This window comes from Geobacillus thermopakistaniensis, assembly GCF_000498995.1.
GTDB lineage: Bacteria > Bacillota > Bacilli > Bacillales > Anoxybacillaceae > Geobacillus > Geobacillus thermoleovorans.
Window position 1 is genome coordinate 81,251 of record NZ_AYSF01000001.1, and the last position, 25,135, is coordinate 106,385.

General features: G+C 53.9%; 25 protein-coding genes. 7 read left to right on the forward strand and 18 right to left on the reverse strand.

Annotation, left to right across the window (positions count from 1 at the left end):
• Positions 1–310 precede the first annotated feature (310 nt).
• The 5 genes from T260_RS137360 to T260_RS137345 form a co-directional block, all read right to left on the reverse strand.
• A complete protein-coding gene (locus T260_RS137360; RefSeq protein WP_011232861.1) occupies positions 311–1,444 on the reverse strand; it encodes an acyl-CoA dehydrogenase in 1,134 nt (377 codons plus the stop codon).
• Positions 1,445–1,677: 233 nt separating this feature from the next.
• Positions 1,678–2,529, reverse strand: a complete 852-nt coding sequence (locus tag T260_RS137355; RefSeq protein WP_011232862.1) for a 3-hydroxybutyryl-CoA dehydrogenase — start codon at positions 2,527–2,529, stop codon at positions 1,678–1,680.
• A gap of 12 nt (positions 2,530–2,541) precedes the next feature.
• On the reverse strand, positions 2,542–2,733 hold the full coding sequence (locus T260_RS1000000138410; RefSeq protein ID WP_081712582.1) for a hypothetical protein: 192 nt from the start codon (positions 2,731–2,733) through the stop codon (positions 2,542–2,544).
• A 118-nt stretch (positions 2,734–2,851) separates the two neighbouring features.
• Entirely contained in the window at positions 2,852–4,030 is a 1,179-nt protein-coding gene (locus T260_RS137350) for an acetyl-CoA C-acetyltransferase (protein WP_015376074.1), read from the reverse strand.
• Positions 4,031–4,186: 156 nt separating this feature from the next.
• A complete protein-coding gene (locus T260_RS137345; protein ID WP_014196973.1) occupies positions 4,187–6,283 on the reverse strand; it encodes a heterodisulfide reductase-related iron-sulfur binding cluster in 2,097 nt (698 codons plus the stop codon).
• Between the two features lie 336 nt (positions 6,284–6,619).
• On the opposite strand from T260_RS137345, the gene cls reads away from it, so the two are divergent.
• On the forward strand, positions 6,620–7,810 hold the full coding sequence (gene cls / locus T260_RS137340) for a cardiolipin synthase (protein WP_011232866.1): 1,191 nt from the start codon (positions 6,620–6,622) through the stop codon (positions 7,808–7,810).
• Between the two features lie 129 nt (positions 7,811–7,939).
• On the opposite strand, the gene T260_RS01000000137775 is transcribed toward cls, so the two are convergent.
• From T260_RS01000000137775 to speE, 6 genes are all read right to left on the reverse strand, one after another.
• On the reverse strand, positions 7,940–8,107 hold the full coding sequence (locus T260_RS01000000137775; RefSeq protein WP_013146634.1) for a XapX domain-containing protein: 168 nt from the start codon (positions 8,105–8,107) through the stop codon (positions 7,940–7,942).
• A gap of 74 nt (positions 8,108–8,181) precedes the next feature.
• The gene (argS, locus tag T260_RS137335; protein ID WP_011232868.1) at positions 8,182–9,855 is read right to left on the reverse strand and encodes an arginine--tRNA ligase; all 1,674 of its coding nucleotides are present in this window, start codon (positions 9,853–9,855) and stop codon (positions 8,182–8,184) included.
• Positions 9,856–9,858: 3 nt separating this feature from the next.
• Positions 9,859–10,290 (reverse strand): YwiB family protein, encoded by a 432-nt coding sequence (locus T260_RS137330; protein WP_011232869.1) that lies wholly within the window; start codon positions 10,288–10,290, stop codon positions 9,859–9,861.
• Positions 10,291–10,544: 254 nt separating this feature from the next.
• Complete coding sequence (locus T260_RS137325) at positions 10,545–10,922, reverse strand: hypothetical protein (RefSeq protein ID WP_011232870.1); 378 nt, start codon at positions 10,920–10,922, stop codon at positions 10,545–10,547.
• A gap of 131 nt (positions 10,923–11,053) precedes the next feature.
• Entirely contained in the window at positions 11,054–11,929 is an 876-nt protein-coding gene (gene speB / locus T260_RS137320) for an agmatinase (RefSeq protein ID WP_014196976.1), read from the reverse strand.
• Between the two features lie 13 nt (positions 11,930–11,942).
• The gene (speE, locus tag T260_RS137315; RefSeq protein WP_014196977.1) at positions 11,943–12,770 is read right to left on the reverse strand and encodes a polyamine aminopropyltransferase; all 828 of its coding nucleotides are present in this window, start codon (positions 12,768–12,770) and stop codon (positions 11,943–11,945) included.
• 256 nt (positions 12,771–13,026) lie between these two features.
• Here speE and T260_RS137310 point away from each other — a divergent pair, with 256 nt between their 5' ends.
• Positions 13,027–15,072, forward strand: coding sequence for a transglycosylase domain-containing protein (locus T260_RS137310; RefSeq protein WP_014196978.1), 2,046 nt, complete (start codon positions 13,027–13,029; stop codon positions 15,070–15,072).
• A gap of 131 nt (positions 15,073–15,203) precedes the next feature.
• On the opposite strand, the gene T260_RS137305 is transcribed toward T260_RS137310, so the two are convergent.
• Both T260_RS137305 and T260_RS137300 read right to left on the reverse strand, forming a co-directional pair.
• On the reverse strand, positions 15,204–15,719 hold the full coding sequence (locus T260_RS137305) for a YwhD family protein (protein ID WP_014196979.1): 516 nt from the start codon (positions 15,717–15,719) through the stop codon (positions 15,204–15,206).
• Positions 15,720–15,738: 19 nt separating this feature from the next.
• Entirely contained in the window at positions 15,739–16,407 is a 669-nt protein-coding gene (locus T260_RS137300; protein ID WP_014196980.1) for a site-2 protease family protein, read from the reverse strand.
• A gap of 130 nt (positions 16,408–16,537) precedes the next feature.
• On the opposite strand from T260_RS137300, the gene thmT reads away from it, so the two are divergent.
• Both thmT and T260_RS137290 read left to right on the forward strand, forming a co-directional pair.
• Positions 16,538–16,726 (forward strand): 2-hydroxymuconate tautomerase, encoded by a 189-nt coding sequence (thmT, locus tag T260_RS137295; RefSeq protein WP_014196981.1) that lies wholly within the window; start codon positions 16,538–16,540, stop codon positions 16,724–16,726.
• Positions 16,727–16,829: 103 nt separating this feature from the next.
• On the forward strand, positions 16,830–18,131 hold the full coding sequence (locus T260_RS137290) for an NCS2 family permease (protein WP_021321333.1): 1,302 nt from the start codon (positions 16,830–16,832) through the stop codon (positions 18,129–18,131).
• Positions 18,132–18,314: 183 nt separating this feature from the next.
• Here T260_RS137290 and T260_RS137285 read toward each other — a convergent pair whose 3' ends face one another.
• From T260_RS137285 to T260_RS137275, 3 genes are all read right to left on the reverse strand, one after another.
• Positions 18,315–18,833 (reverse strand): YwgA family protein, encoded by a 519-nt coding sequence (locus T260_RS137285; protein WP_014196983.1) that lies wholly within the window; start codon positions 18,831–18,833, stop codon positions 18,315–18,317.
• Positions 18,834–18,846: 13 nt separating this feature from the next.
• The gene (locus T260_RS137280) at positions 18,847–20,145 is read right to left on the reverse strand and encodes an HD domain-containing protein (protein ID WP_021321330.1); all 1,299 of its coding nucleotides are present in this window, start codon (positions 20,143–20,145) and stop codon (positions 18,847–18,849) included.
• A 144-nt stretch (positions 20,146–20,289) separates the two neighbouring features.
• Positions 20,290–20,517 (reverse strand): YuzB family protein, encoded by a 228-nt coding sequence (locus T260_RS137275; RefSeq protein WP_011232879.1) that lies wholly within the window; start codon positions 20,515–20,517, stop codon positions 20,290–20,292.
• Between the two features lie 175 nt (positions 20,518–20,692).
• On the opposite strand from T260_RS137275, the gene T260_RS137270 reads away from it, so the two are divergent.
• On the forward strand, positions 20,693–21,346 hold the full coding sequence (locus T260_RS137270; protein WP_014196985.1) for an RsfA family transcriptional regulator: 654 nt from the start codon (positions 20,693–20,695) through the stop codon (positions 21,344–21,346).
• A 164-nt stretch (positions 21,347–21,510) separates the two neighbouring features.
• Here T260_RS137270 and lipL read toward each other — a convergent pair whose 3' ends face one another.
• Both lipL and pta read right to left on the reverse strand, forming a co-directional pair.
• A complete protein-coding gene (gene lipL / locus T260_RS137265; RefSeq protein WP_021321329.1) occupies positions 21,511–22,368 on the reverse strand; it encodes an octanoyl-[GcvH]:protein N-octanoyltransferase in 858 nt (285 codons plus the stop codon).
• A 123-nt stretch (positions 22,369–22,491) separates the two neighbouring features.
• Positions 22,492–23,472: a phosphate acetyltransferase gene (gene pta / locus T260_RS137260; protein WP_021321328.1), complete on the reverse strand. Its 981-nt coding sequence runs from the start codon at positions 23,470–23,472 to the stop codon at positions 22,492–22,494.
• Positions 23,473–23,726: 254 nt separating this feature from the next.
• Here pta and hemQ point away from each other — a divergent pair, with 254 nt between their 5' ends.
• Together hemQ and T260_RS137250 are read left to right on the forward strand one after the other, a co-directional pair.
• A complete protein-coding gene (hemQ, locus tag T260_RS137255; protein WP_021321327.1) occupies positions 23,727–24,473 on the forward strand; it encodes a hydrogen peroxide-dependent heme synthase in 747 nt (248 codons plus the stop codon).
• A gap of 205 nt (positions 24,474–24,678) precedes the next feature.
• On the forward strand, positions 24,679–25,125 hold the full coding sequence (locus tag T260_RS137250) for a cell wall hydrolase (RefSeq protein ID WP_011232884.1): 447 nt from the start codon (positions 24,679–24,681) through the stop codon (positions 25,123–25,125).
• Positions 25,126–25,135: the final 10 nt, after the last annotated feature.

Below are 25,135 nucleotides of genomic sequence, written 5' to 3' on the forward strand. Positions count from 1 at the left end.
GAGCCCCGTGTTTATGCCTCCATCCCTGAAAGCGGCGTTGTTCAGCCTTCCGAAGACCCGACGGTTTGCGGCTCATTCCACCATTTCATTCGGTTGCCAATCATGAGCTGACTGAACACAAGCTTTTCTGCCTCTTCCCTCGAACAAGAACGCCGACGGGCAAATGCCATTTGCCCGCAAAACGTTCATTGTTCGAGGAGGGCATGCTGTCGCATGCCCAGTCGGCAAGCGAACGGCTTGCCGACTACGGCAGAAAAGCTAGGAACAGAGCCTTCTCATCTGGTTTGGATTGGTTCATCAACATGCCTGGTTACAAATGTTTGCTGATGACGATGCGCTGAATTTCGCTCGTTCCTTCGTAAATTTGCGTAATTTTCGCGTCACGGAACAGCCGCTCGACCGGGTAGTCTTTCGTGTAGCCGTTGCCGCCGAAAATTTGCACCGCCTCGATGGCATTGTCCATCGCTGTTTGTGAAGCGAAGAGCTTCGCCATCGACGCCTCTTTTCCGCACGGCAGCCCTTGCGCGCGCAGCCAAGCGGCGCGATAGACGAGCCATTTCGCCGCTTCCGCCGCCGTCGCCATATCGGCAAGCTTGAAAGCGACGCCTTGCTGCTCAATGATCGGTTTGCCAAACTGCACCCGCTCTTTCGCGTAGGCGACGGCATGTTCGACTGCCGCCTCCGCGATGCCGAGCGCTTGGGCGGCGATGCCAATCCGACCGACGTCAAGGTTGGCCATCGCGATTTTAAATCCTTCCCCTTCCTGACCGAGCAAGTTTTCCGCCGGCACTTCGGCGTCTTCAAACGTAATGGTCACCGTCCGCGACCCGTGCAGCCCCATCTTCTTCTCATCTTTGCCAATCGACATCCCTGGCGTCCCTTTTTCCACAATGAACGCGGAAATGCCGCGGCTTCCGGCTTCTTCCGGATTCGTGCGGGCGAAGACGATGTACGTATCTGCCTCCCCGCCGTTGGTGATGAATATTTTTGAGCCGTTTAGCACATAACGATCTCCACGGCGCACCGCTTTCGTCTTCAAGCTTTTCGCATCCGAGCCGGCGCTCGGTTCAGTAAGGCAAAACGCCCCCAAGTACTCACCTCGGGCGAGCTTTGTCACGTATTTTTGTTTCTGTTCTTCGGTGCCGAAATACAAGATCGGATTCGTGCCGACCGACGTGTGCACTGATAAGATGACACCGACGGTCGGGCTCACTTTAGAAATTTCATGAATGGCGATGATGTACGAAACAAAGTCCATACCCGCGCCGCCATATTGCTCCGGGACAGTGATGCCCATTAGGCCGAGTTCGGCCATTTTCGCTAAAATCGGGCGCGGAAACTCCCCTTGTTCCATGCGCTCGACAAATGGGGCGATCTCCGCCGCGGCGAACTCGCGCACCATTTGCCGCATCATTTCCTGCTCTTCGGTGAAGCGAAATTCCATGAAATGGCCTCCTTCCGATGTCGCTGACACAATGGTGTTTTCAGGCGCTCCTCCGCTCCATGGGGCAGCCAGCAGGCAATTGAACGATTCTATAGATTTGCCTTATAGGCTGTAAAACAGCGTTCCCGCATGCACCTAACGTGCGGCGTTACGGTCGGCAGACAGCATAGCGGGCGCCGCCCCACGCACATTGCGGCACGCTTCGGCGTTGTCCTGGAGCGACGCCAAGCGGTTTATTCATACGTGTAAAATCCGCGGCCCGTCTTGCGGCCGAGCCAGCCGGCTTTCACATATTTGCGCAAGAGCGGGCATGGGCGGTATTTGTCATCGCCGAACCCCTCATGAAGCGTTTCCATAATGTATAAGCACGTATCGAGCCCGATAAAATCAGCGAGCGTCAGCGGACCCATCGGATGGTTCATGCCGAGCTTCATCACTTCATCGATGGCTTCTTTGGTCGCCACCCCTTCGTACAAGGCGTAAATCGCTTCGTTGATCATCGGCATGAGAACGCGGTTCGAAATAAAGCCCGGAAAGTCGTTCACTTCGACCGGCACTTTGCCGAGCTTGCGGGCAACGGCTTCGATCGTTTCATACACGTCATCAGCCGTCGCCAATCCGCGGATAATTTCGACGAGCTTCATCACCGGCACCGGGTTCATAAAGTGCATGCCGATCACTTTCTCTGGCCGTTTCGTCGCGGCGGCAATTTCCGTAATCGGCAGCGACGACGTGTTCGACGCTAAAATCGTCTCCGGGCGGGCGAGCGCATCGAGCTCGGCGAACAGCTTTGTTTTCACGTCCATGTTTTCGACGACCGCTTCAATGACAAGATCCGCTTCAGCGGCGGCATGCAAGTCGGTCGAGCGGGCAAGCCGCGCGAGCGCTGCGTCTTTGTCCACCGCTGTCATTTTCCCTTTTTCCACTTGGCGGGCGAGCCCTTTTTCGATGTTGGCGATTCCTTTGTCCAACTGCGCTTCGCTAATGTCGTACAAAAACACTTGATAGCCAGCGACGGCGCACACTTGAGCGATTCCTGACCCCATCTGTCCGGCGCCGACGACCATGATTGTTTTCACATCCATCTTCTGTTCCCCCTATCGTCCGCTTTGCGTTTCCTGTTCCGCGCTCAAACTCATATGCCTCACTGCCGCCAGCAGCCAACGGCAACCGGTCTTTGCATCGTCATCACAACAACCCCTGCTGTCAACCGTTGATACCGCGGCTGTTGCGGCAATGAGCAACGTGCCGCACGCTGCGGCAGAGACAGCGGCGGCATGCCGCACCATATGGCGCGATGCCTCATGACGCAACGCTTGGGGCAGACGGTCACACGCCGCATCCTATGCCTTGGCGCAACACTGGAAGGCGACGGCGGCATGCCGCTTGCCCGCCGCGCCCCGCTCGTTATACCTCGACCAAGATGGCGTCGCCTTGGCCGCCGCCGCTGCAGATGGCGGCGATGCCGAGGCCGCCGCCGCGGCGTTTCAGCTCATAAATGAGCGTGAGGATGATGCGTGCGCCGCTCGCGCCGATCGGGTGGCCGAGGGCGACAGCGCCGCCGTTGACGTTCACTTTTTCCGGGTCAAGGCCGGCGATTTGGATCGCAGCAAGAGCAACAGCGGCAAACGCTTCGTTTATTTCGAACAAGGCAATGTCGTCGACCGTTTTTCCCGTTTTGCGGAGCAGCTCGTTGATGACAAGTCCCGGCGTTTTTGGGAAATCTTTCGCCTCAACGGCGATGGCGGTGTGGGCGACAACAGTCGCGAGCGGCTCAAGCCCCTCGCGGGCGGCGCGCTCCTCGCTCATCAAGACGAGCGCCGCGGCGCCGTCGTTGACGCCCGGGGCGTTGCCGGCAGTGATCGTTCCTTCCGGGTCAAACACCGGCGGCAGTTTCGCCAACGCTTCAAGCGACGTGTCTTTGCGCGGCGCCTCGTCGTGTTCGACGACAAGCGGCTCTCCTTTGCGCTGCGGAATCGTCACCGGAACGATCTCTTCCGCGAGCCGACCGGCTTCGATGGCGGCAATGGCTCGCATATGGCTGCGGTACGCCCACTCATCCTGCGCCTCGCGTGTAATGCCAAGTTCACGCGCTGTATTCCCGCCATAAACGCCCATATGGACGCCGGTAAAACTGCATGTCAAGCCATCATACACCATTAAATCCTTCACCGTGCTGTCGCCCATTCGCAACCCCCAGCGCGCTTTCGGCAGCACGTACGGGGCGTTGCTCATCGATTCCATCCCGCCCGCGACAACGACATCGGCGTCGCCTAAGCGGATGAGCTGATCCGCGAGCGTCACGGCGCGCATGCCCGATGCGCATACTTTATTGACCGTCTCGGTGCGAACATGCCACGGAATGCCGGCATGGCGCATCGCCTGCCGCGATGGGAGCTGTCCTTGTCCGCCTTGCAAGACGGTGCCTAAAATGACATGATCGACTTGTTCCGCGCTCACATCCGCGCGGGCAAGCGCTTCTTTCACGGCAATGCCGCCGAGTTCTGACGCTGACAGCGCTTGCAAAGAACCGCCGAGTTTTCCGAACGGGGTGCGCGCCCCGCTGACAATCACTGTTTTTCCCATATTCCTCTCCCCTTTTCATCGGATAAGAAAGCGATTACAAAACACAGACTGAACGCTCGCTCGGTCGTGGTGCGAAAGAGAAGGTGTACGATCATACACCTTCTCTTTCATTATACTTATTATTTTAAAAAATAGAAATTGTCTTCGCAACTATTTTTACGACGCCGCTTCTTCTTTTTCTTCACCAAATACTGATTTTGCCAAAATCTCGGCGACATCGTACGTAAAGACGCGGTCTTCCACTTCCTTGGCCTTCGTGCCGTCTGACAACATGGTCAGACAGTACGGACAGCCGGAGCTGATGACCGTCGGATTGACAGCGAGCGCTTGCTCAGTGCGGGCGACGTTGATCCGGTTGCCGGTCGTCTCCTCCATCCACATGAGGCCGCCGCCGGCGCCGCAACACATGGCGCGTTCGCGGTTGCGCTCCATTTCGACAAGCTCGACGCCCGGGATAGCGCGCAAAATTTTCCGCGGCGCGTCATAGACGTCATTGTAGCGTCCTAAATAGCACGAGTCATGGAACGTAATGCGTTCATTCACTGGATGTTTCGGCACGAGCCGCCCTTCTTCGATGAGCTTGGCGAGCAGCTCGGTATGATGATACACTTCGGCCTCGAACCCAAAATCCGGGTATTCATTTTTGAACGTATTGTAAGCGTGCGGGTCGATCGTCACGATTTTCTTGACGCCCGCTTTTTCAAATTCCGCGATGTTGTTCGTCGCTAATTCTTGGAACAAAAACTCATTTCCTAACCGGCGCGGCGTATCGCCCGAGTTTTTCTCCTTGTTGCCTAAAATCGCAAACTTGACGCCCGCTTCGTTCAGCAGTTTGGCAAACGCAAGGGCGATTTTTTGGCTCCGGCTGTCATACGACCCCATCGAGCCGACCCAGAACAAGTACTCGATTTCCTCTCCCGCTTTCGCTGCCTCTTTGACGGTCGGCACATGCACATCATCGCGCAGCTCGCGCCAGTTCTCCCGCTCTTTTCGGTTCAAGCCCCACGGATTGCCTTGGCGTTCGATGTTCGTCATCGCCCGCTGCGCGTCCGGGTTCATCCGTCCTTCCGTCAGGACAAGATAGCGGCGCAAGTCGATGATTTTATCGACATGCTCATTCATGACCGGGCATTGGTCCTCACAGTTGCGGCACGTCGTACAGGCCCAAATCTCTTCTTCGGTGATGACATCGCCGATTAAGCTTGGCATTTCGATCGTCGCCGCCTGCTCCGACGCCGCGGCGAACGCGAGCTGATTGCCCCTTGTATGTTTGAAAGCGAACGCGGGCACCCACGGCGTGCGTGACGTGACGACCGCCCCTTTCTCCGTCAAATGGTCGCGCAATTTTAAAATCAAATCCATTGGCGACAACATTTTCCCCGTGCCGGTCGCCGGACACATGCTTGTGCAGCGGCCGCATTCGACACAGGCATACAAGTCGATCAATTGCTTTTGCGTGAAATCCTCAATTTTGCCGACGCCAAACGATTCTTGGCTTTCGTCTTCAAAATGGATCGGCGCAAGCTTCGGCCGCGTCAGCCGGCTGAAAAAGACGTTGATCGGCGCAGCGATCAAATGGGCGTGCTTTGATTGCGGCACGTACACGAGGAACGTGAGCAAAATCAACAGATGCACCCACCAGGCGATAAAGAAGAGCACCGCAGCCCCCGTTTCGCCGACCCAGGAAAACGCGGCAGCAATAAGCGAGGCGACCGGCTCGCTCCATGTCGCTTCTTCGCCGTGCCAAATGATGCTCATCCCGTTGCCGAACAACACCGACAGCATGAGCCCGGCGATGAAGATGAGGACAAGCCCAGCTTTCAAGTCGCGCTTTAAACGGACGAGCTTTTCAATGTAACGGCGGTAAAAGGCGGCGAGCACCGCGATCAAAATAAGCAAGGTAACGATTTCTTGGAAAAACGTAAATCCCGCATACAGCGGCCCAAGCGGCAAATGCGCCCCCGGCGCAAGCCCTTTGATGATGAAATCAATCGCGCCAAATTGGACGAGAATAAAGCCATAGAAAAAGACGACGTGGATCAGTCCGCTTTTTTTGTCCTTGAGCAGCTTTTTCTGGCCGAACACGTTGACCCAGATGTTTCGCAGCCGCTCTTTTACTTTGTGGTCAAACTCGAATTTTTTGCCGAGTTTGATGTACATCGCCCGCGTTTTTACGACATATGCAAACAAGTAAATTGCGTAAGCGGTTACAAGCAAAAACGCGAGCCAGTTCACCACCAACAAGGCATTCATCTTCTCTCCCCTTCCCCCGTTTTTCGAGCGAATGTGTTGCCATAACAAAAGAAATTTTCAGAATTCGCTTTATGTCTATTGTACAAATGAATGAGCATTCAGTCAATAGCCTTTTTTTCATCCCAGCCGCGAAAACTTTCCCTTTGCAACGGAGCGGTCGCGGGGGAATCATCGATTTGTTCAGCCCTCTATAGACTCCCATGACGAAAAAAATTCATCAATATGGAAATTTTATTCATTTGGAGTTTGGGTATGTTCACGGTAGATGCAATTTGAAACGTTTTGCGCGTTCTCGGGCACATTAATAAATACCGAATCGACATAGGAGGAGAAGATATGGTCGTCATTTCCGTCATTGCCATCGTATTGCTGCTTGTTTATCTTGATGACAAGCTTGGACAGTTCATCTTCCGCAATGGGCGCAAAAAAGTCGTCTACCCGGAGCGGAGAAGCGATATTTCCCTCTATATCAACGGCAGGCATTTATTTTCTGATTACTTCGCTGAACTAGGCCGCGCCCGCGATCATATTCACGTCTTGTTTTACATTATAAAAAATGACGAAACGAGCGCGCCATTTTTCCAGATTTTAAAGGAAAAAGCAGCTGCCGGCGTGAAAGTGCGAGTGTTGACCGATTGGATCGGCAGCTTTGGACTGCCGAAAGCGCTCATCCGTTCGCTCGAGGAAAGCGGGGTGGAGTTCGCCTATGCCCGAAAGCCGCGCTTTCCGTTTTTCATTTACCGCCTCAACCGCCGCAACCATCGGAAAATTACGGTCATCGACGGTCGGGTCGGCTACATCGGCGGCTTTAACATCGGCCGTGAATACAACGGAAAAGACGCCAACTTCGGCGAATGGCGCGATTACCACTTAAAAGTGAACGGCGAAGGGGTTCACGACTTGCAAGAACAGTTTTTGCACGACTGGGAAGAAGCAACGGGCCGGACGGTGCCTGACAAACATCGCTACTTCCCGCCGCTTTCGGCCGGCGCCATTCGCCATCAGCTCGTCGCCACCAACGGCGCTGCCCTTGAAGAACAGTTTATCGAGGTCATCCGCCAGGCGAAAAAAGAAATTATGATCGGCAGCCCATACTTCATCCCAAGCCGGCCGCTGTTTAACGAGCTCATGCAAGCGCTTCGGCGCGGGGTGCGTGTGACCGTCCTTGTGCCGCTGAAGGCGGACCATTTATTTGTCAAAGAGGCTGCCTATCCGTACTTTTATCGACTCTTGAAAGCCGGCGCGCGCATTTACCGCTTTTACCAAGGATTTTACCATGCAAAAACGCTCGTCATCGATGAGGAGTGGTGCGACGTCGGCACAGCAAATTTCGATCGGCGCAGCTTGTTTTTAAACAGCGAAATCAACTGCTATGTGTTTGACCGCGCGTTTACCCGCCTCGTCAAACGGGCGATCGAGCGCGATTTGTTGCGCGCCGAGCCGCTGACGGTCGACTTTTGGCAAAAACGTTCGCTTCTTGACCGCGGCAAACAGTCGATTTCCCAGCTCATCTCCGCCTGGCTTTGACCGGTCTGAAGTTCCATTTCCCTCCCAAGCAACAGAAGAAGCAAAAAAACCCGGCCGGCGCTTCCGGCGGCTTGATGCTGCCAAAATTGCGCCAACCGGGTTTTGTTCCCCGTTTGATCATGCAAGTGCTTACTTCCAAAACACCGTGAACCATTGAAACAACCGCATGCCGAGATACACCCCGACGATGCCGGCGATGCCGGCCAACGCCGGGGGAGCGGGAATCGGCAACCGAAGCAAGGTGAACAAAAAGCCGACAACGATGCCGGTGATGAGCGATAGTACAACTTCTTTCATTTGTTGATCCTCCACCACTGTTTTTCTTTAGAATGCCCAAACAAAAGAGGGAGCAGTCGCTCCCCCTCGTTCGTTTACATTTGTTCCGGCGCTGAAACGCCAATGAGCGCTAACGCATTTTGCAGCGTAATTTGCACCGCCTTGACAAGCGCGAGGCGGGCTTTTGTTTTTTCGATGTTGTCCAGATCAAGCACTTTTTCCGCGTTATAAAAGCTATGGAGCGCGGAAGCCAAATCGAATGCATAGGCGGTGACGCGATGCGGCATCCGCTTGAGCGCCGCCTCGGCGACGACATCGGGGAAATCGCCGAGCACTTTGAGCAGCTCGATTTCCTTTTCCGTTTCCACAAGATGGTGAAGCGCTAAGTCGCCGTCATAGGAAATGTGTTGTTCCTCCGCTTGGCGAAGAATGCTCGAAACGCGGGCGTGCGCGTATTGGACGTAGTAAACCGGGTTTTCATTCGACTGCGACACGGCCAAGTCCATGTCAAAATCCAAATGCGTATCGCCCGAGCGCATCGCAAAGAAATAGCGGACGGCATCGACGCCGACTTCTTCCATGAGCTCGCGCATCGTCACCGCCTTGCCGGTGCGCTTGCTCATTTTGACGCGCTCACCGTTTTGGTATAGGTTCACCATTTGAATGATTTCCACTTCAAGCGCCTCCGGATCATAACCGAGCGCAGCGATCGCCGCCTTCATGCGCGGAATGTAGCCGTGGTGGTCCGCCCCCCAAATGTTGATGAGCTTTTTGAACCCGCGCCGCAGCTTGTCTTGATGGTAGGCGATGTCCGGAAGCAAGTACGTATATGTGCCGTCCTGCTTAATTAAGACGCGGTCTTTGTCGTCCCCAAACGCCGTCGAACGGAACCATGTCGCCCCGTCCTGCTCGTAAATATAGCCGCGCTCGCGCAAAGTGGAAAGCGCTTCGTCGATTTTTCCGCTTTCATAGAGCGATGTTTCCGAATACCAGACGTCAAACGGCACACGGAAGTCGGCCAAGTCTTTTTTGATTTTTTCAAGCTCATAGCGGAGCCCATAGTCGCGGAAAAAGGCAAGCCTTTCTTCTTCCTCCATTTCGACAAACCGGTCGCCGTACTCTTCGGCAAGCTTTTTGCCGATTTCGACGATATCGTCGCCGTAATAGCCGTCCTCCGGCAACGGCATATCGACACCGAGCGCCTGAAAATAACGGGCTTCGACCGATTTCGCTAAATTGTAAATTTGCTTGCCGGCGTCATTAATATAGTATTCACGCGTCACGTCAAACCCGGCTTTCGCCAAAATGTTGCAAAGCGAATCGCCGACCGCCGCGCCGCGGGCATGACCTAAATGCAGGTCTCCGGTTGGATTGGCCGAGACGAACTCGACTTGCACTTTTTCCCCGTTGCCGACGTTCGATTCGCCATACGCTTGTCCCGCCTGCAAAATCGCCGGCACGACCGCCGTCAAATAGCGGTTGTCCATGTAAAAGTTAATAAACCCCGGCCCGGCGATCTCGATGCGGGCGACCGACATGCGTTCGCGGTCAAGCTGCCCGACGATGGCTTCGGCGATCGCCCGCGGCGGTTTTTTCGCGATGCGGGCGAGCTGCATGGCGATGTTCGTCGAGTAGTCGCCATGCGCCTTGTCGCGCGGCACCTCAAGCAGCACATCCGGCAGCTCGTCGGCCGAAGCCAGCCCTGCTCTTACCGCCGCCTGGCGGATTTCTTCTTTCATCTTTTCCTTGATTTGTCCGACAATGTTCACCGCTTATACCCCCTTAAATGTCAACGTCAACGTATGGCGCCCGCTTCGCTCATCGCCTAGCATCAGTTCATAGGAAAGAAAGAGCCGCCCCTTTTTCCGCTGCTCATCATAGTGAAACTCCATGGAGCTCGTTTTGGCCGCCAGCGCCCATCGTCCAAACGCTGTCCCATAATGGCCCGATGTTTCTTGGCGGCGGCGGAACGTTTGCCGCATCTCGACCGCTCCGGAACGAAGGACGGTCACCTCGTCAGGCGCGATTTTCACAATGTTGTTCACCCGCCCGAGTTCGTTTTCTTCGGCAAACTGCAAATAAACGGTTTCCCCTTTTATGTAATACGTGCCATCCGCCTCAAGCACAACCGTCTCTTGGCGCGGACCGTCGCGAATGACAGCCACTTGGCGGAGGCGCGCCGGGATGCCGTTTGTTTCCTTCATATCGATGAACACACCTTTGCGAACAAACAGTCATAATTTATAGTATAATGAACTGTTTCGCTCCATTCAAGAGGGGACAAACCCGATGGCAGATTTCCGCTCCAGTGGGCAAAAAAAGGGGCTGACCCAAAAGGTTGTTTTTCCTTAAACAAAACACAACATATCGTTTCTTAATGATTGTTTTATACCTACATACGGTAATAAGAAAAGGTGTCCCGATCCTTTTGGGACACCCTCTTTGTTCCATCGGTATTTTATGATGACGCCCGAACATTTTTTAACACGTTAATAGCAAAAAGAATGACACCTATCACGACGAGCACCCCGCCAATCGCTGTCACCGGCACGAACGCTTCGTTGCCGTAAACGACGAAAATGAGACCGATCATCATGACCGGCAGGCCGATATTGTGCAGCCAGAAATGCACTTTCGCCCATTTCGTCGCCGCCGCTTGTGGAAATAAATGATAGATGATGCCAGCAAGCGTCAAGGCCGTCCAGCCAAGCAAGTTGATATGGACATGGACCGGGGTCAGCGCAAACGAATGGGTCATCGACATGCCAAGCCCCATACAGACGCCAATGACAAAGTACACAACGGAAATTTTGATCAGCTTCACGCCCATCTTCATTCCCCCTCTCCTTTTTCTGTAAATACATTACATATTATTACGCTCCGTACGCTCATATTCCTGCATCTTTTGTCCCACCAAAGAAAAAAGCGCCCTCGCAAACTTGCGATTTAGGCGCTTTTTCTCATTTTTCACTTCGCCACCCAGCCAAGCAGCATTTCTCTCACAAGCTTGCTCGCCGTATTGGCCGTTTGTTCGGAATGGTCGTAAATCGGTGCGACTTCCACCAAATCGGCGCCAACGACTCGCACGTCGGAGCGGGCGATCTCGTGAATGGCCGAAAGCAGCTCTTTTGACGTAATGCCGCCGGCATCGACCGTCCCAGTGCCTGGGGCATGAGCGGGATCAAGCACATCGATGTCAATCGTCACATACACCGGACGGCCAGCGAGCTTCGGCAACACGGAGCGGAGCGGTTCAAGCACCTCAAACTTGGCGATGTACATGCCGTTTTCTTTCGCCCATTCGAACTCTTCCTTCATGCCGGAGCGGATGCCGAACGAAAAGACATTCGTCGGGCCGATCAGGTCAGCGACCTTGCGGATTGGCGTCGCATGCGACAGCGGCTCGCCTTCGTAATGTTCGCGCAAGTCCGTGTGCGCATCCATATGAATGACGGCCAAATCCGGGTAGTATTCATACACCGCTTTCATGACCGGCCAGGAGACAAGATGCTCGCCGCCAAGGCCGAGCGGAAATTTGCCGGCGTCAAGCACCTTTTTCACGAACTGTTCAATCAGCTCCAAACTGCGGGCCGCATTGCCAAATGGCAGCGGAATGTCCCCAGCGTCAAAGTAGCGGATGTCTTTGAGTTCGCGGTCCAAATATGGGCTGTACTCCTCAAGCCCGATCGACACTTCGCGGATGCGGGCCGGGCCAAACCGTGAGCCAGGCCGGTAGCTGACCGTCCAGTCCATCGGCATCCCGTAAATGACGGCTTCGCTTTCTTCAAAATTCGGATGGCTGCCGATAAACACGTTGCCCGAATAGGCTTCATCAAATCGCATTGCCTGCGCCCCCTTACTTCGTTAAATCCGCGACAAATTTCGGCAAGACGAAACACGCTTTGTGCAATTCTTTCGTGTAATATTTCGTCTCAATGTCATGGAACCGGTCGTCGCTCACAGCGAGCGGGTCGTATTTTTTCGAGCCGAGCGTAAACGTCCAGAGCCCGCTCGGATACGTCGGAATGTTCGCCGTATACAAACGGGTGATCGGGAAAATTTCTTTCACATCGCGGTATACGTTGCGAATCAAATCGGCCTTAAACCACGGATTGTCCGTTTGGGCGACGAAAATGCCGTCTTCCTTCAACGCGTTGGCGATGCCGGCGTAAAACCCTTTTGTGAACAAGTTGACCGCTGGGCCGACCGGTTCGGTTGAGTCAACCATAATGACGTCATACTCGTTTTCGCTTTTGGCGATATGCATAAACCCGTCATCGACTTTCACTTCGACGCGCGGATCATCGAGTTTGCCGGCAATCTCCGGCAAGTAGGTTTTCGAGCACTCGATCACTTTGCCGTCAATTTCGACAAGCGTCGCTTTTTTGACGCTTGGGTGCTTCAGCACTTCACGAATGACGCCGCCGTCGCCGCCGCCGACGACAAGCACGTTTTCCGGATTGGGGTGGGTGAACAGCGGCACATGGGCGACCATTTCATGATAGACGAACTCGTCTTTTTGTGTTGTCATGACCATGCCGTCTAGAATGAGCATGTTGCCAAACTCCGCCGTTTCGACCATATCGAGCTTTTGGAACGGCGTCTGTTCTGTATGTAAAGTGCGGATGATGCGTGCGGTGATGCCAAAATGCTCCGTTTGCTTTTCGGTAAACCAAAGTTCCATCGGTAACATCCTTTCTCCGAGCGTTGCTTACTATACAAGTTTTCCTTAGCCAACGAAAAACTAAACATGAAAAAGTATAGAGCAATCTAGCAAAAATGCAAGAGGAACAAGTTTAAAATAAAAAATTTTTTTTCATACTGGTAAGAAAAAGCGGAAAACCTCGCTGGCGAAGCCTTGACAAAAGCAAGGCGGCGCATTCAGCCGGGCGTCCGCCCGCATGTCTAAAACAACGCCAAAACCGTTGAGGTGATGCGCAATGGAACCGATCCCGGGCAGCCGTTTTCGCGGCACGTGGAAATATGTGCGCGCCGCCGTCTTTATCGGCTTTTTTCTCGTCATCTTTGCCTTCGCCGCTCTCGGGAGCTTTGTGTTGTTCGCGAAAATCGAAGGCGCCCCGCCGGTCGCCGTGCCGCAGACGACGATTTTTTATGCCGCTGACGGCAGCAAAATCGGGGAAAGCGACCATGGTCAAAAACGCTATTGGGTTCGGCTCAAAGACATGTCCCCGCACATCATCGAAGCGACGATCGCCGTTGAAGACCGGAAGTTTTACGAACATCACGGGTTTGATTTGAAGCGAATCGCCGCCGCCATCATTGCGAATGTCGAGGCGATGGCAAAAGTCGAAGGGGCGAGCACGATCACCCAGCAGTATGCGCGCAACTTGTTTTTGACGCATGAAAAAACGTGGTCGCGAAAAATCCAGGAAGCGTTGTACACCATCCGGCTTGAAGCCAACTACAGCAAAGATCAAATTTTGGAAGGCTATTTGAATACGATTTACTACGGCCATGGCGCCTACGGGATTGAGGCGGCAGCCCGCTACTATTTCGGCAAGCACGCGAGCGAGCTGACGCTCAGCGAGGCAGCCATGCTCGCCGGCATTCCGAAAGGGCCGTATTACTACTCGCCGTTTGTCAATGAACAGCGTGCGAAAGCGCGGCAAAAAATCGTGCTCACCTCCATGGTGGAAGCCGGCTACATCAGCCGCCAAGAAGCGGAGCAGGCGTACCGCGACAAACTCGTCTACGCCCGGCACCACAAACAAGAGCAGCCGATCGCTCCGTATTTTCAAGATGTCGTCAAACAGCAGTTGCGCACGAAACTCGGCCTGGATGAGCGGACGATCGAGCTTGGGGGGCTGCGCGTCTATACGACGCTGGATCCGCGTCTGCAACGGATTGCCGAAGAGCAAATCCGTCGCATCATCGACCCGCACTCCGCCATTCAAGCGGCGCTTGTGTCGATGGATCCACGCACCGGGGAAGTAAAGGCGCTCGTCGGCGGACGCAACTACGAAGAGAGCCCATTCAACCGGGCCGTGCAGGCGGAACGCCAGCCAGGGTCGACATTTAAGCCGTTTTTGTATTACGCGGCGATCGAGCAAGGATTCACCCCATCGACCCAACTGCGCAGCGAGCTGACGACATTTACGTTTAACGGCGGCCGATCGTCGTACACCCCCCATAATTACAATGACTACTATGCCAACGGCCCGATCACGCTCGCCGAGGCGCTCGCCGTATCCGACAACGTCTTTGCGGTGAAAACGCTCCAGTTCATCGGCGCCGACAAACTCGTCGACACAGCGAAAGCGCTCGGCATCACAAGCAGATTGAAAGCAGTGCCGTCGTTGGCGCTCGGCACCTCGCCCGTGAAAGTGATCGACATGGTGGCCGCGTACAGCACGCTGGCCAACTACGGCAAACAAACCGAACCGGTGTTTATTCAAAAAGTCGTGGATGCAAACGGAAACGTGCTATATGAACATAAGCCGGAGAGCCGGCAAGTGCTCGACCGCGACGCGGCGTTTGTGACGACCCATTTAATGACCGGGATGTTCGACCCGAAGTTAAACGGCTATACAACCGTCACCGGGCAGTCAATCATCGATGACATCACGCGTCCGTACGCCGGCAAGTCGGGAACGACGAAAACGGACAGTTGGATGATCGGGTTCGCCCCGCAACTAGTCGCCGGCGTCTGGACCGGCTACGATCGCGGAGAAACGATGGATCGTCCTGCGGAAAGGCAATATGCCAAACAAATATGGGTTCACTTTATGGAACAAAGCCTCGCTGGCGAACCGAAAAAATCGTTCAAACCGACCAAAGGCGTCATCGGCGTCTACATCGACCCGCAAAACGGCAAGCTGGCCACCGACTCCTGTCCGGTGAAACGAAAAACGTACTATCTCATCGGTACAGAACCGACCGACTATTGCACCGACCATTTGGAAAAGAAAAAGAAGAAAAAAGAAGACAATCAAAGCTGGTTCGAGAAATGGTTCCCATGGTTTTAAACAAGAAAATCCCCTGCGTATGCACGCAGGGGATTTTCTTGTCCTAGTTTTCCTGTGTTATACATGTAGATTTAGTTTATCCTTTTTTTCACACAAGAACAAGCCCTTGCCCATATCTTTTCACAAAACCGTCACATTTCCACTTCCAAATCTTGTTTCAGCTTGTCGCTCGAACGGTTCCACATCCCAATGTCGTGCCCTTTCAAAAAGTCGGCGAGCACCCGTTTTGATTTCGCGTCCATATGATCGACAATAATGTGCCGCTTTAGCGATTTATCGAGCCGGTTCACATGTTCCGGCAATAACTTATAGCCGCGGCGCGCCTCACGGTCGATCGTCATTTCGCACGCCGTCACCCCGGCGTAATACGGGCCGTCCTCGCGTCGTTCAATCGTCACCCAGACGATCCAATACGGCTTGCCGTTTGGCACGGCGGAACGGTCGGGCAAAAACTTGATGCCGCGCTCGACGGCGCTGCGCGCATGCATCGCCCCCATATCGACGAACGCTTCGCCCGCTTCGACGTCAATGATGACCGGCGAAACGTTTTCTAAGCTCAACGCCCCGGCGCCAAAGCCGCGGTGCCCGTCGGTCGGATCGTCTTTGATGATATTAAAGCCGATGTTTTTTTTCTTTTTTTGCTCCATTCCGCTTGTTCCTCCTTCCTTACATAAACAAATTGGCGACCAACGACTGCAAGTTTTCCAATACAAACGGCAGCGCCACTTGAAACACCGGCTCAATCGTATAGCGGTCAAGCGGCGTGAGCACAAGGATGAGAAAAATGAGCGCCCCGTAGCTTTCCCATTGCGTCATTTTCGCCCGCAGCCCATCCGGGGCCAAGTCTTCAATAATACGATACCCATCAAGCGGCGGAAACGGCAATAAATTAAACAAAAACAAGACAGCGTTCAAGCTGATAAAAATTTGGAAAAACAGATCAAACCCGGCCGCAAACCAATCCGGCAGCGCCCGCATGAGGCCGAAATCGATCATCGCGTACCAAATGACAAATCCAAGCGCGGCAAGCACGAGGTTGCTCAGCGGTCCGGCAACCGACACGAGAATGCCGGCAAGGCGCGGATTTTTGAAATAAAAGCGATTGACTGGCACCGGCCGCGCCCAGCCAAACCCTGCGAGAAAGATAAGCAGGGTGCCAAGCAAATCCAAATGGGCAAACGGTGATAACGTCAGCCGCCCTTGATTTTTCGCCGTCGGATCGCCGAACTTGTAAGCAACGTAGGCATGGGCGAACTCATGCACGGAAAATGCTAACGCCAGCGTCAAGAGCACGTACGGAATTTCACTTAACGAATACGGCAAAATTCGATCCACTTCATAAACTCCTTTTCCCTATATTCACTATCTTTAGTATACATGATTAGCAGAAAAAAGTGGACTGAACTTCCTCATCCCGTGGTATAATAAGCGCGACAGCACTCGACAATGAAATGGGGGGACAACCGTGCCGTACGTAACGATCAAAATGCTCGCCGGCCGCACGGATGAACAGAAGAAAGCGCTTGTTGAAAAAGTGACGGACGCCGTCGTCGAGACGACAGGGGCGAAACGGGAGAGCGTTGTCGTATTCATTGAAGAAATGACGAAAGACCATTATGCGATCGCCGGAAAACGGCTGAGCGACACAGAGTGACACAAGAGCGGGGGCGCATGAAGCGCTCCCGTTGCATTTTTAGGGAAAAACGAATATTATTTATAATGGTTTCTGACATTGTTCGTTTTTTAGGAGGTGGCCCATGATTCGTTTCGCAGAGAAACAGACTGACCGCAAAACGGAATTTCTCGCTGGCCTGACGACTTTTTTCACCATGGTGTACATCATCGTCGTCAATCCGGTCATCTTATCAGATGCCGGCGTCCCGTTTGAACAGGCGTTCACCGCCACCGTCATCGCGACCGTCGTCGGCACGCTATGGATGGCCATCTTTGCCAACTATCCGATCGCCATCGCGCCCGGCATGGGGCTGAACGCCTATTTCGCCTATTCCGTCGTCGGCTCGCACGGCGGCATTTCGTACGAAACCGCGTTTTCCGCCGTGTTTGTGGCAGGAATGTTGTTTTTGCTGCTGTCGCTCACCCCGCTCCGCAGCAAGCTGATCGAAGTGATCCCCGACAGCTTAAAACACGGCATCACCGCCGGCATCGGGCTGTTTATCGCCTTTATCGGCCTGCGGCTGACCGGAATCATCCAAGCCCATCCGCAAAATTTGGTCGCGCTTGGCGACTTGCATGCCCCGTCGGCCGTGTTGACGCTCATCGGCCTGGCGGTGACGCTCATTCTGATGATGCGCGGCGTCAACGGCGCCCTGTTTTACGGCATGGTCGTCACCGGCATCATCGCCTATGCGACCGGGCAACTTCACTTTGACAAAGGCATCGTCTCGCTGCCGTCGCTGCCAGAAGGGCTGATCATTACCAATCCATTCGCGGCCATCGGGGACGTCATCGGCCATAGTTTGTACGCGGTCGTCTTCTCCTTTTTGCTCGTCACACTCTTTGATACGACCGGCACAATGATCGGCGTCGCCCAGCAAGCCGGACTGATGAAAGGGAACACGCTGCCGCGCGCCCGCGAGGCGCTGTTGGCAGACTCGGTCGCGACGACCATCGGCGCCATGTTTGGCACAAGCCCGACATCAGCGTACATCGAGTCATCAACCGGCGTCGCCGCTGGCGGACGCACCGGCTGGACGGCGCTCGCCGTCGCTGTCCTGTTTGTCATCGCGGCCTTTTTCAGCCCGCTGGTCGGCGCGGTCGCCGGGTTATCGGCCATCACCGCCCCGGCGCTCATCATCGTCGGGAGCTTGATGATCAGCAATATCGCCCATATTTCGTGGCATCAGCTCGACGAGGCGTTCCCGGCCTTTCTCATCATCTTAAGCATGCCGCTCACCTCCAGCATCGCGACCGGCATCGCGCTCGGCTTCATCTCGTACCCGCTCTTAAAAATCGCCCGCGGCCGCTGGCGCGATGTGCCGTTGCTGCTGTACGTGCTGGCGGTGCTGTTCTTTTTGCAGCTGGCGTTTTTGCCGCATTAACCAAAAAGAAGAAGGAGGTGTCCCAAAAGGATCGGGACACCCTCTTTCGTCTCTATATATACGCACTAACCGCTTCTTTCGCACTATATTTTGTGTCTATCCTGAAGACAGACGGCTTTTTGGGTCAGCCCCTTTTCGTCTATGGCCAACTGATGATACGTTGAAGCAGCTTTTTCCGCCCGCCTACACGCGAGTTTTGTTGTGGCATCGGCTGCGCAGCGCCTCAATGTACGCGTACGCCTCCTCGATTTCTTCTTCCGTATAGCGCTGCTTGCTTTTTAACACCGCAATTTTCTCTTTCACTTCGTCTTTCGGCAAATGTTCAAAATAAAGTACGGTGGACACAAGTTCCAAAAAACGGGCATTTTGTTCGTTCATCGCTTGCATGCATTCGGCAAGACCCGGCATGTCCCAGTCATAATGGCGCAAAAACTGTTCGCCCGCTTCGGTCAATGTATAGCGATATTGCATATAACCGCTCTTTTTCTCTTTCACTTCATGCAAAAAGCCGAGCGCGCACAGCTCTTCGATGCGGCATGTCAGCTCTTCCGAATACGGGCCGTAAAAGTGGAAATCGAATTTCTCGTAAAACGGAAAGTCGAGCTTTTTCGCGATGTAGATCATTTTTTGCAGCTTTTTGCGGCCGGCAATTTCCCCGGCGGCCGCCAACGCCTTCATTACTTTCGCATGCTCTGTGAGCACTCTCCGTCATCTCCTAACCCTTTAAAATTTCCATAATCTTTTTCTTCACTGTCCGCTTCGTCGACAAGTCTTCCAGGAAATCAGCTGGGAAATACAGCTTATGGTCGGTGCGCCGTTTCCCGGAAATGGCGTCAACGAGCACCGATTCGCGCGACAGCTCGCGAAGCTCCCCGTTTGGCATCAACAAATAAATCGGCAGGCGTTCGCCTTCTTCTCCCGGCCGATAGAAGTCATACGGCAAATCGGACGACGAATCGACGACCAAGTAGTAGTCCGGGTCAATCCCTGCTTTTTGAAACAAACCGGTCAGCTCAATGAGCTTCGCCATTTGCTCGTTCGTCGGATGGAACTCCGTATATTTGAACAGGCGGCGGCGGACAAACCGCTGGCACAGATCGCTTAAAATCGGATCCCGTTCGTATTGCCATTGCTGGAAGTAAAACAAGATGACTGCCTCATCCAGCGCCAAGTAATCGCCAAGCGGCGCGTTTCCCGCAAAAAACGACAAAAAGTGAACCGGCTTCGTCTGAAAACGATACCCCTCTTCATACAGCTTTTTCGCCCGATGCAAAATTTTCGTCAAAATGACTTCCGCACTGCGCGTCACGGGATGAAAGTACACTTGCCAATACATTTGGTAGCGGCTCATGATGTAATCCTCGACCGCATGCATGCCGCTTCGTTTGATGACGACTTGGTCTTCGCGCGGGCGCATGACGCGCAAAATGCGCTCCATGTCAAAATAGCCGTAGCTGACGCCGGTGTAGTAGGCATCGCGCAACAAATAATCCATCCGGTCGGCGTCAATTTGGCTCGAAATGAGGCTCACAACAAGCTTGTTCGGGTACGTTTTGGCGATCACTTCAGCGACCCTTCGCGGAAAATCGTCATCCACTTGGCGAAGTGCGGCGTTCACTTCTGTATCGCCTAAAATGATGGCCTGTGTAAAATCTTCGTGGTCAAGGCGAAACACTTTTTCAAATGAATGGGAAAACGGGCCGTGCCCTAAATCGTGCAAGAGCGCCGCGCATAGGCAAAGAAGGCGCTCGCTATGATCCCAATGATCGCGGCCGACAAACACGTCGTCAATGATGCGGCGGATGATTTCGTAAACGCCGAGCGAATGGTTAAACCGGCTGTGCTCGGCGCCGTGAAACGTCAAATATGTCGTGCCGAGCTGCTTGATGCGGCGCAGGCGCTGAAATTCTTTTGTGCCGATCAAATCCCAAATCACTTTGTCGCGAACATGTATGTATCGGTGCACCGGATCTTTAAACACTTTTTCTTCGTCAAGCTGCCCGCCGGAATACATCGCATCCTCCTCTTCCGTCTCCAACATACATCTATTATACGCCGTTTCTTTTGGCAAAGAAATAGTTGACTTTTTTCTCCGTCTTTCTCCATTATTGACGGAAAAAACAAAAAATCACCTTCTTTCGGCAAAGAAGGTGATCGGTTATCGCTTTTTCAACCTTTCAGCAATTTTATCAATCAGTTCGTCTTCCGTCAGCGCCGCCACCGGACGGTTGTTGACGAAAGCAAACGTCTTTTTCCGCCCTGGGCCGCAATACGACTGGCAGCCGATTTTGATGACCGCATCCGGATCCAGCTTTTTGAGGCGCGGAATCAATGTTTTTAAATTCGGCGCCTTGCAGTCGTCGCAAACGCGAAACTCATTCGCCATCACTCGTCATCCCTTTCCGCAGCGTTTGCTTTGTGTATTCTACCGCTTTCGTGAGAAAATTGCAAGTTGGCATGCTTTCACCCTTGTAATTTGCCAATCCCATAAACTTGCAACGTATAATTTTTTTCCTTTTGGTCCACCCTTTTACTAGCATGGGAAAAAGGAGTGGAGAACAATGAAACAACGGCAAGACGCTTGGACGGAAGAAGACGATTTATTGTTGGCAGAGACCGTATTGCGCCATGTGCGTGAAGGGAGCACCCAGCTGAACGCGTTTGAAGAAGTCGGCGACAAGCTAAATCGGACATCGGCCGCCTGTGGCTTTCGCTGGAATGCCGTCGTCCGCCATCAGTACGAAGAAGCGCTGCAGCTGGCGAAAAAGCAGCGAAAAGAGCGGCTGCGGCTGCTGGCCAAACAAGGCGGCGCGAAAAAGCGGCGCCTGTATGAACCACCGATGCCGTCATTGGAGGAGTTGGGCGATGTGATGCAGCTGCCAGCTGTCGTCCCATCCTCTCCGCCGCAACAAGTGACGCTTGATCAAGTGATCGCTTTTTTAAAAACGTTCCAATCCCATGAGCGGAAACGGGAGGCGCTGATCAAAGAAAACGAGCGGCTGCGCCGCGAAATTGACGAACTAAAGCAAAAAAATAAAGAACTTGAAGAAAAGGTTGCTAAATTAGAAGAAAATTCGTCGACCGTCCAAGAAGATTTTGAGACGCTCGTGAAAATCATCAACCGAGCGCGCAAAATGGTGTTAAAAGAGGAAGAAGAGCGGGGGCTGACCTTCCGTATGGACCCGAACGGAAACTTAGAGAAAATCGCCGAGTAACGAAAAAGGATGCCGGGTGAAAAGCCGGGCTGATCCCAAAACGCACTCGCGTTTTGGGATCAGCCCCTTTTTTGTTGGCGAACGTCCATCATTCGCGCCAAGGTTGGGCAGGGCATGGGTCGCGGTCAGCAGCGACGAAGCGCCTTATCGAAGCGAAAAGGGCTTTACGGCTCGACTTCTCTCATCGGCTCTCCTGAAGATACGTTGGCATTTCGTTCGACGATGCGCGCCCAATACTGCTCATACCAATTCCATTCGCCGTTCTCGAGGGCAGACGAATATAGCTCGCCGCCAAACGACTGCAGCGTGCGCCAAAGGGCGACAAGCAGCTCATCGATCGACAACTCGCAGCCGAGAAGCTCAGACAGCGACGCCATGACAGCTGGGACAACATCGGGGTAGGCGAATTTCGTTTTCTCTCCTTGGCGGCCGAGCTCATAAAAGCGGCGAATCAGCTCAGCCCGCGCGGCTCCGCTCCCGTTGACGCAAAGGTAGATTTGCACGGCAACGCCGCCGCGCACCCGACGTTGCGAAATGCCGGCAAATTTTTTGCCGCCAATGCTCAAGTCATAGCTCCCCGGGCAATACGAACCGACGATTTCCCCCGCCTCAACGCGGGCGCCGTATGAGGCAAGCATGGCGGCCATGAGCGCGTACATCGCCTCATACCCTTGCTCGATGGCAATCGTGTTTTTCGTTTCCGGAAAAATGAGCGAAATATTCAACACCCCGCTGTCAAGGACAACGGCCAACCCGCCGGAATTGCGGACGACGACGCGATACCCTTCCTGGCGCAAAAACGAAATGGCCTCATCGATGTACGGAAGCTTCGTATCAGCGGCGCCTAAGACGACGGTATTCTCATGCACCCACGTGCGGACGACCGCATCCGACTGTCCCGCACCAACCGCGGTGCATAATGCATCATCGATGGCAAACGATTGTTTCGCATCAAACAGCGGACCGAAATGCGACTGGTCGATGACCCGCCATTTCGGCTGCCGCAGCAATTCATGGCCCATCGCGAGCAACCCCTTGCATAGATCATTCCAACTCTATTCATTATAACATAATCGCCATTAGCAAATGGCGCAAAAAGGACAAGGGGCGCATGCCTCCCTCGTTTTTATCGAGCGGCAGCCCCGTCACTCCCCAAGCGACTGGGCAGCGGTGATGAGCGCGAGCTTGTAGGCGTCTTCGGCGCTGCAGCCGCGCGATAGGTCGTTCACCGGTTTGTTCAGCCCTTGCAAAATCGGGCCGACCGCTTCAAAACCGCCGAGGCGCTGGGCGATTTTGTAGCCGATGTTGCCTGCCTCAAGGCTCGGGAAAATAAAGACATTTGCGTCCCCTTGAATGACCGAGTCCGGCGCTTTCTTTTTCGCCACCTCTGGCACAAACGCGGCGTCAAATTGAAACTCACCGTCTAGGATCAGATCCGGCGCCATTTCCTTCGCCAACCGCACCGCCTCAACGACTTTTTCCGTCTCCGGCGACGAGGCCGACCCTTTCGTGGAAAAGCTTAACAGCGCCACGCGCGGCTTAAGGCCGAACATTTTCGCCGTCTGCGCGCTCTCGACCGCAATTTCAGCCAAATCTTGGCTGTTAGGAGCAATGTTGATGGCGCAATCGGCAAACACATATTTTTCGTCGCCGCGCACCATGATGAACACGCCGGACGTTTTGCGAACGCCTGGCTTCGTTTTAATGATTTGCAAGGCTGGTCGGACCGTATCCGCCGTCGAATGTGCCGCCCCGCTGACGAGGCCGTCGGCCGCTCCCGTATAAACGAGCATCGTACCGAAATAGTTTTCATCGAAAAGCAACTCGCGCGCCGTTTCTTCTGTCACTTTCCCTTTGCGCCGCTCCACAAACGCCGAAACCAGCTCATCAAACCCGCCATAGCGGCGCGGGGTGACAATCTCCACCCCTTCAAGCGGCAAGCCAAGCGCCGCGGCTTTCACCCGCACAGCTTGCTCATCGCCAAGGACGATCGGCTGCAGCACTTGCTCCGTCGCCAAACGGCTCGCCGCCGTTAAGATGCGGTCATCGGTTCCCTCGGGAAACACGATTTTTCGACCCGTACCGGTTACTTTCGCTTTTAATGCCGTAAATAAATCGGTTGTCACGATCCAATCCTCCTTATGCTAGGCCAGCCTGCCCCGGTTAAAGCGCACCCGGCTCATTTCGGCATCCACAAGCCATTTCCACTATTAAGCATACCGCTTCTCGCCAGAAACGCAACGCAGGTAAGCCTTTACAACAAATAATTCACCTTTTGCCACAATTCAGTCTACTTCCACTTTGATACGCTGATAGCCGCTTTTTTGGGCAAACTGTGATATAGTGATACTGTACAATTTGTTGATAAGGAGTGACGATGATGAGCGAAGCGGCCCAAACGTTGGACGGTTGGTATTGTTTGCACGATTTCCGCACGATCGACTGGAGCGCGTGGAAAACACTGCCGAACGAAGAGCGCGAGGCAGCGATCAGTGAGTTTTTAGCGCTTGTCGACCAATGGGAGACGACTGAAAGCGAGAAGCAAGGAAGCCATGCCGTCTACACGATCGTCGGGCAAAAAGCCGATATTTTGTTCATGATTTTGCGGCCGACGCTGGATGAGCTGCATGAAATCGAAACAGCGCTTAACAAAACGAAACTCGCCGACTATTTATTACCTGCGTATTCGTACGTTTCGGTCGTGGAGTTGAGCAACTACTTGGCGTCCGGCAGCGAAGATCCGTACCAAATTCCAGAGGTGCGCCGCCGTTTGTATCCGATTTTGCCGAAAACGAACTACATTTGCTTCTACCCGATGGACAAGCGGCGCCAAGGCAACGACAACTGGTACATGTTATCGATGGAACAGCGACGCGAACTCATGCGCGCCCACGGCATGACCGGCCGAAAGTACGCCGGCAAAGTGACGCAAATCATCACCGGCTCCGTCGGCTTGGATGATTTTGAATGGGGCGTCACCTTGTTTTCGGATGATGCACTCCAGTTCAAAAAGCTCGTATATGAAATGCGCTTTGACGAAGTGAGCGCCCGCTTTGGCGAATTTGGCTCATTTTTCGTCGGCACCCGGCTGCCGGTGGAAAAGGTGCCTTCTTTCCTCCATGTATGAAGCAAAGCCCCGAACGATACGGGGCTTTGCTTCGTTTTCGCTGCTTTTTGGACAATCATCCCGCTTTTCTGTCATATGCGGCCTGACCGCTCCATACACATAAAAACAGAAAATCTCTTCAGAAACATTCTATTCGTGTGTCACCATTTTCTTGTTCCACCAATAGCCTATTACTGTCGAAATTCACAACGACTGAGGTGACGATATGGGTCAGATCGCTCCCTCCATTGTAGCCCACACAGAAGAGGAAGTAAAGTTGTTGGCTCGGCTCATGCGAGCTGAAGCGGAAGGAGACGGGCGGCTTGGGATGCTCATGGTCGGCAACGTCGGCGTCAACCGCGTCATCGCCGACTGCCTTGACTTCCGCGGCATCCGCTCTATCCGGCAAATGGTGTTTCAAAGCCCGGGCGGTTTTGAGGCGGTGCAAAAAGGGTACTTTTACCAACGGGCGCGCGAAGTGGACATCGGCCTAGCCCGCCAAGTGCTCCGCGGTTGGCGCTACCACCCAGCGACAAACGCCCTTTGGTTTTTTAAACCACCTGAAGGCCAACCGTGCCCACCGCAATGGTTTGGCCAGTGGAACGTCGGCCGCTACAAATCGCATTGCTTTTTTGCACCGACTCCATCCGACTGCCCACGCGTCTATTCTTAATATTGAGGAG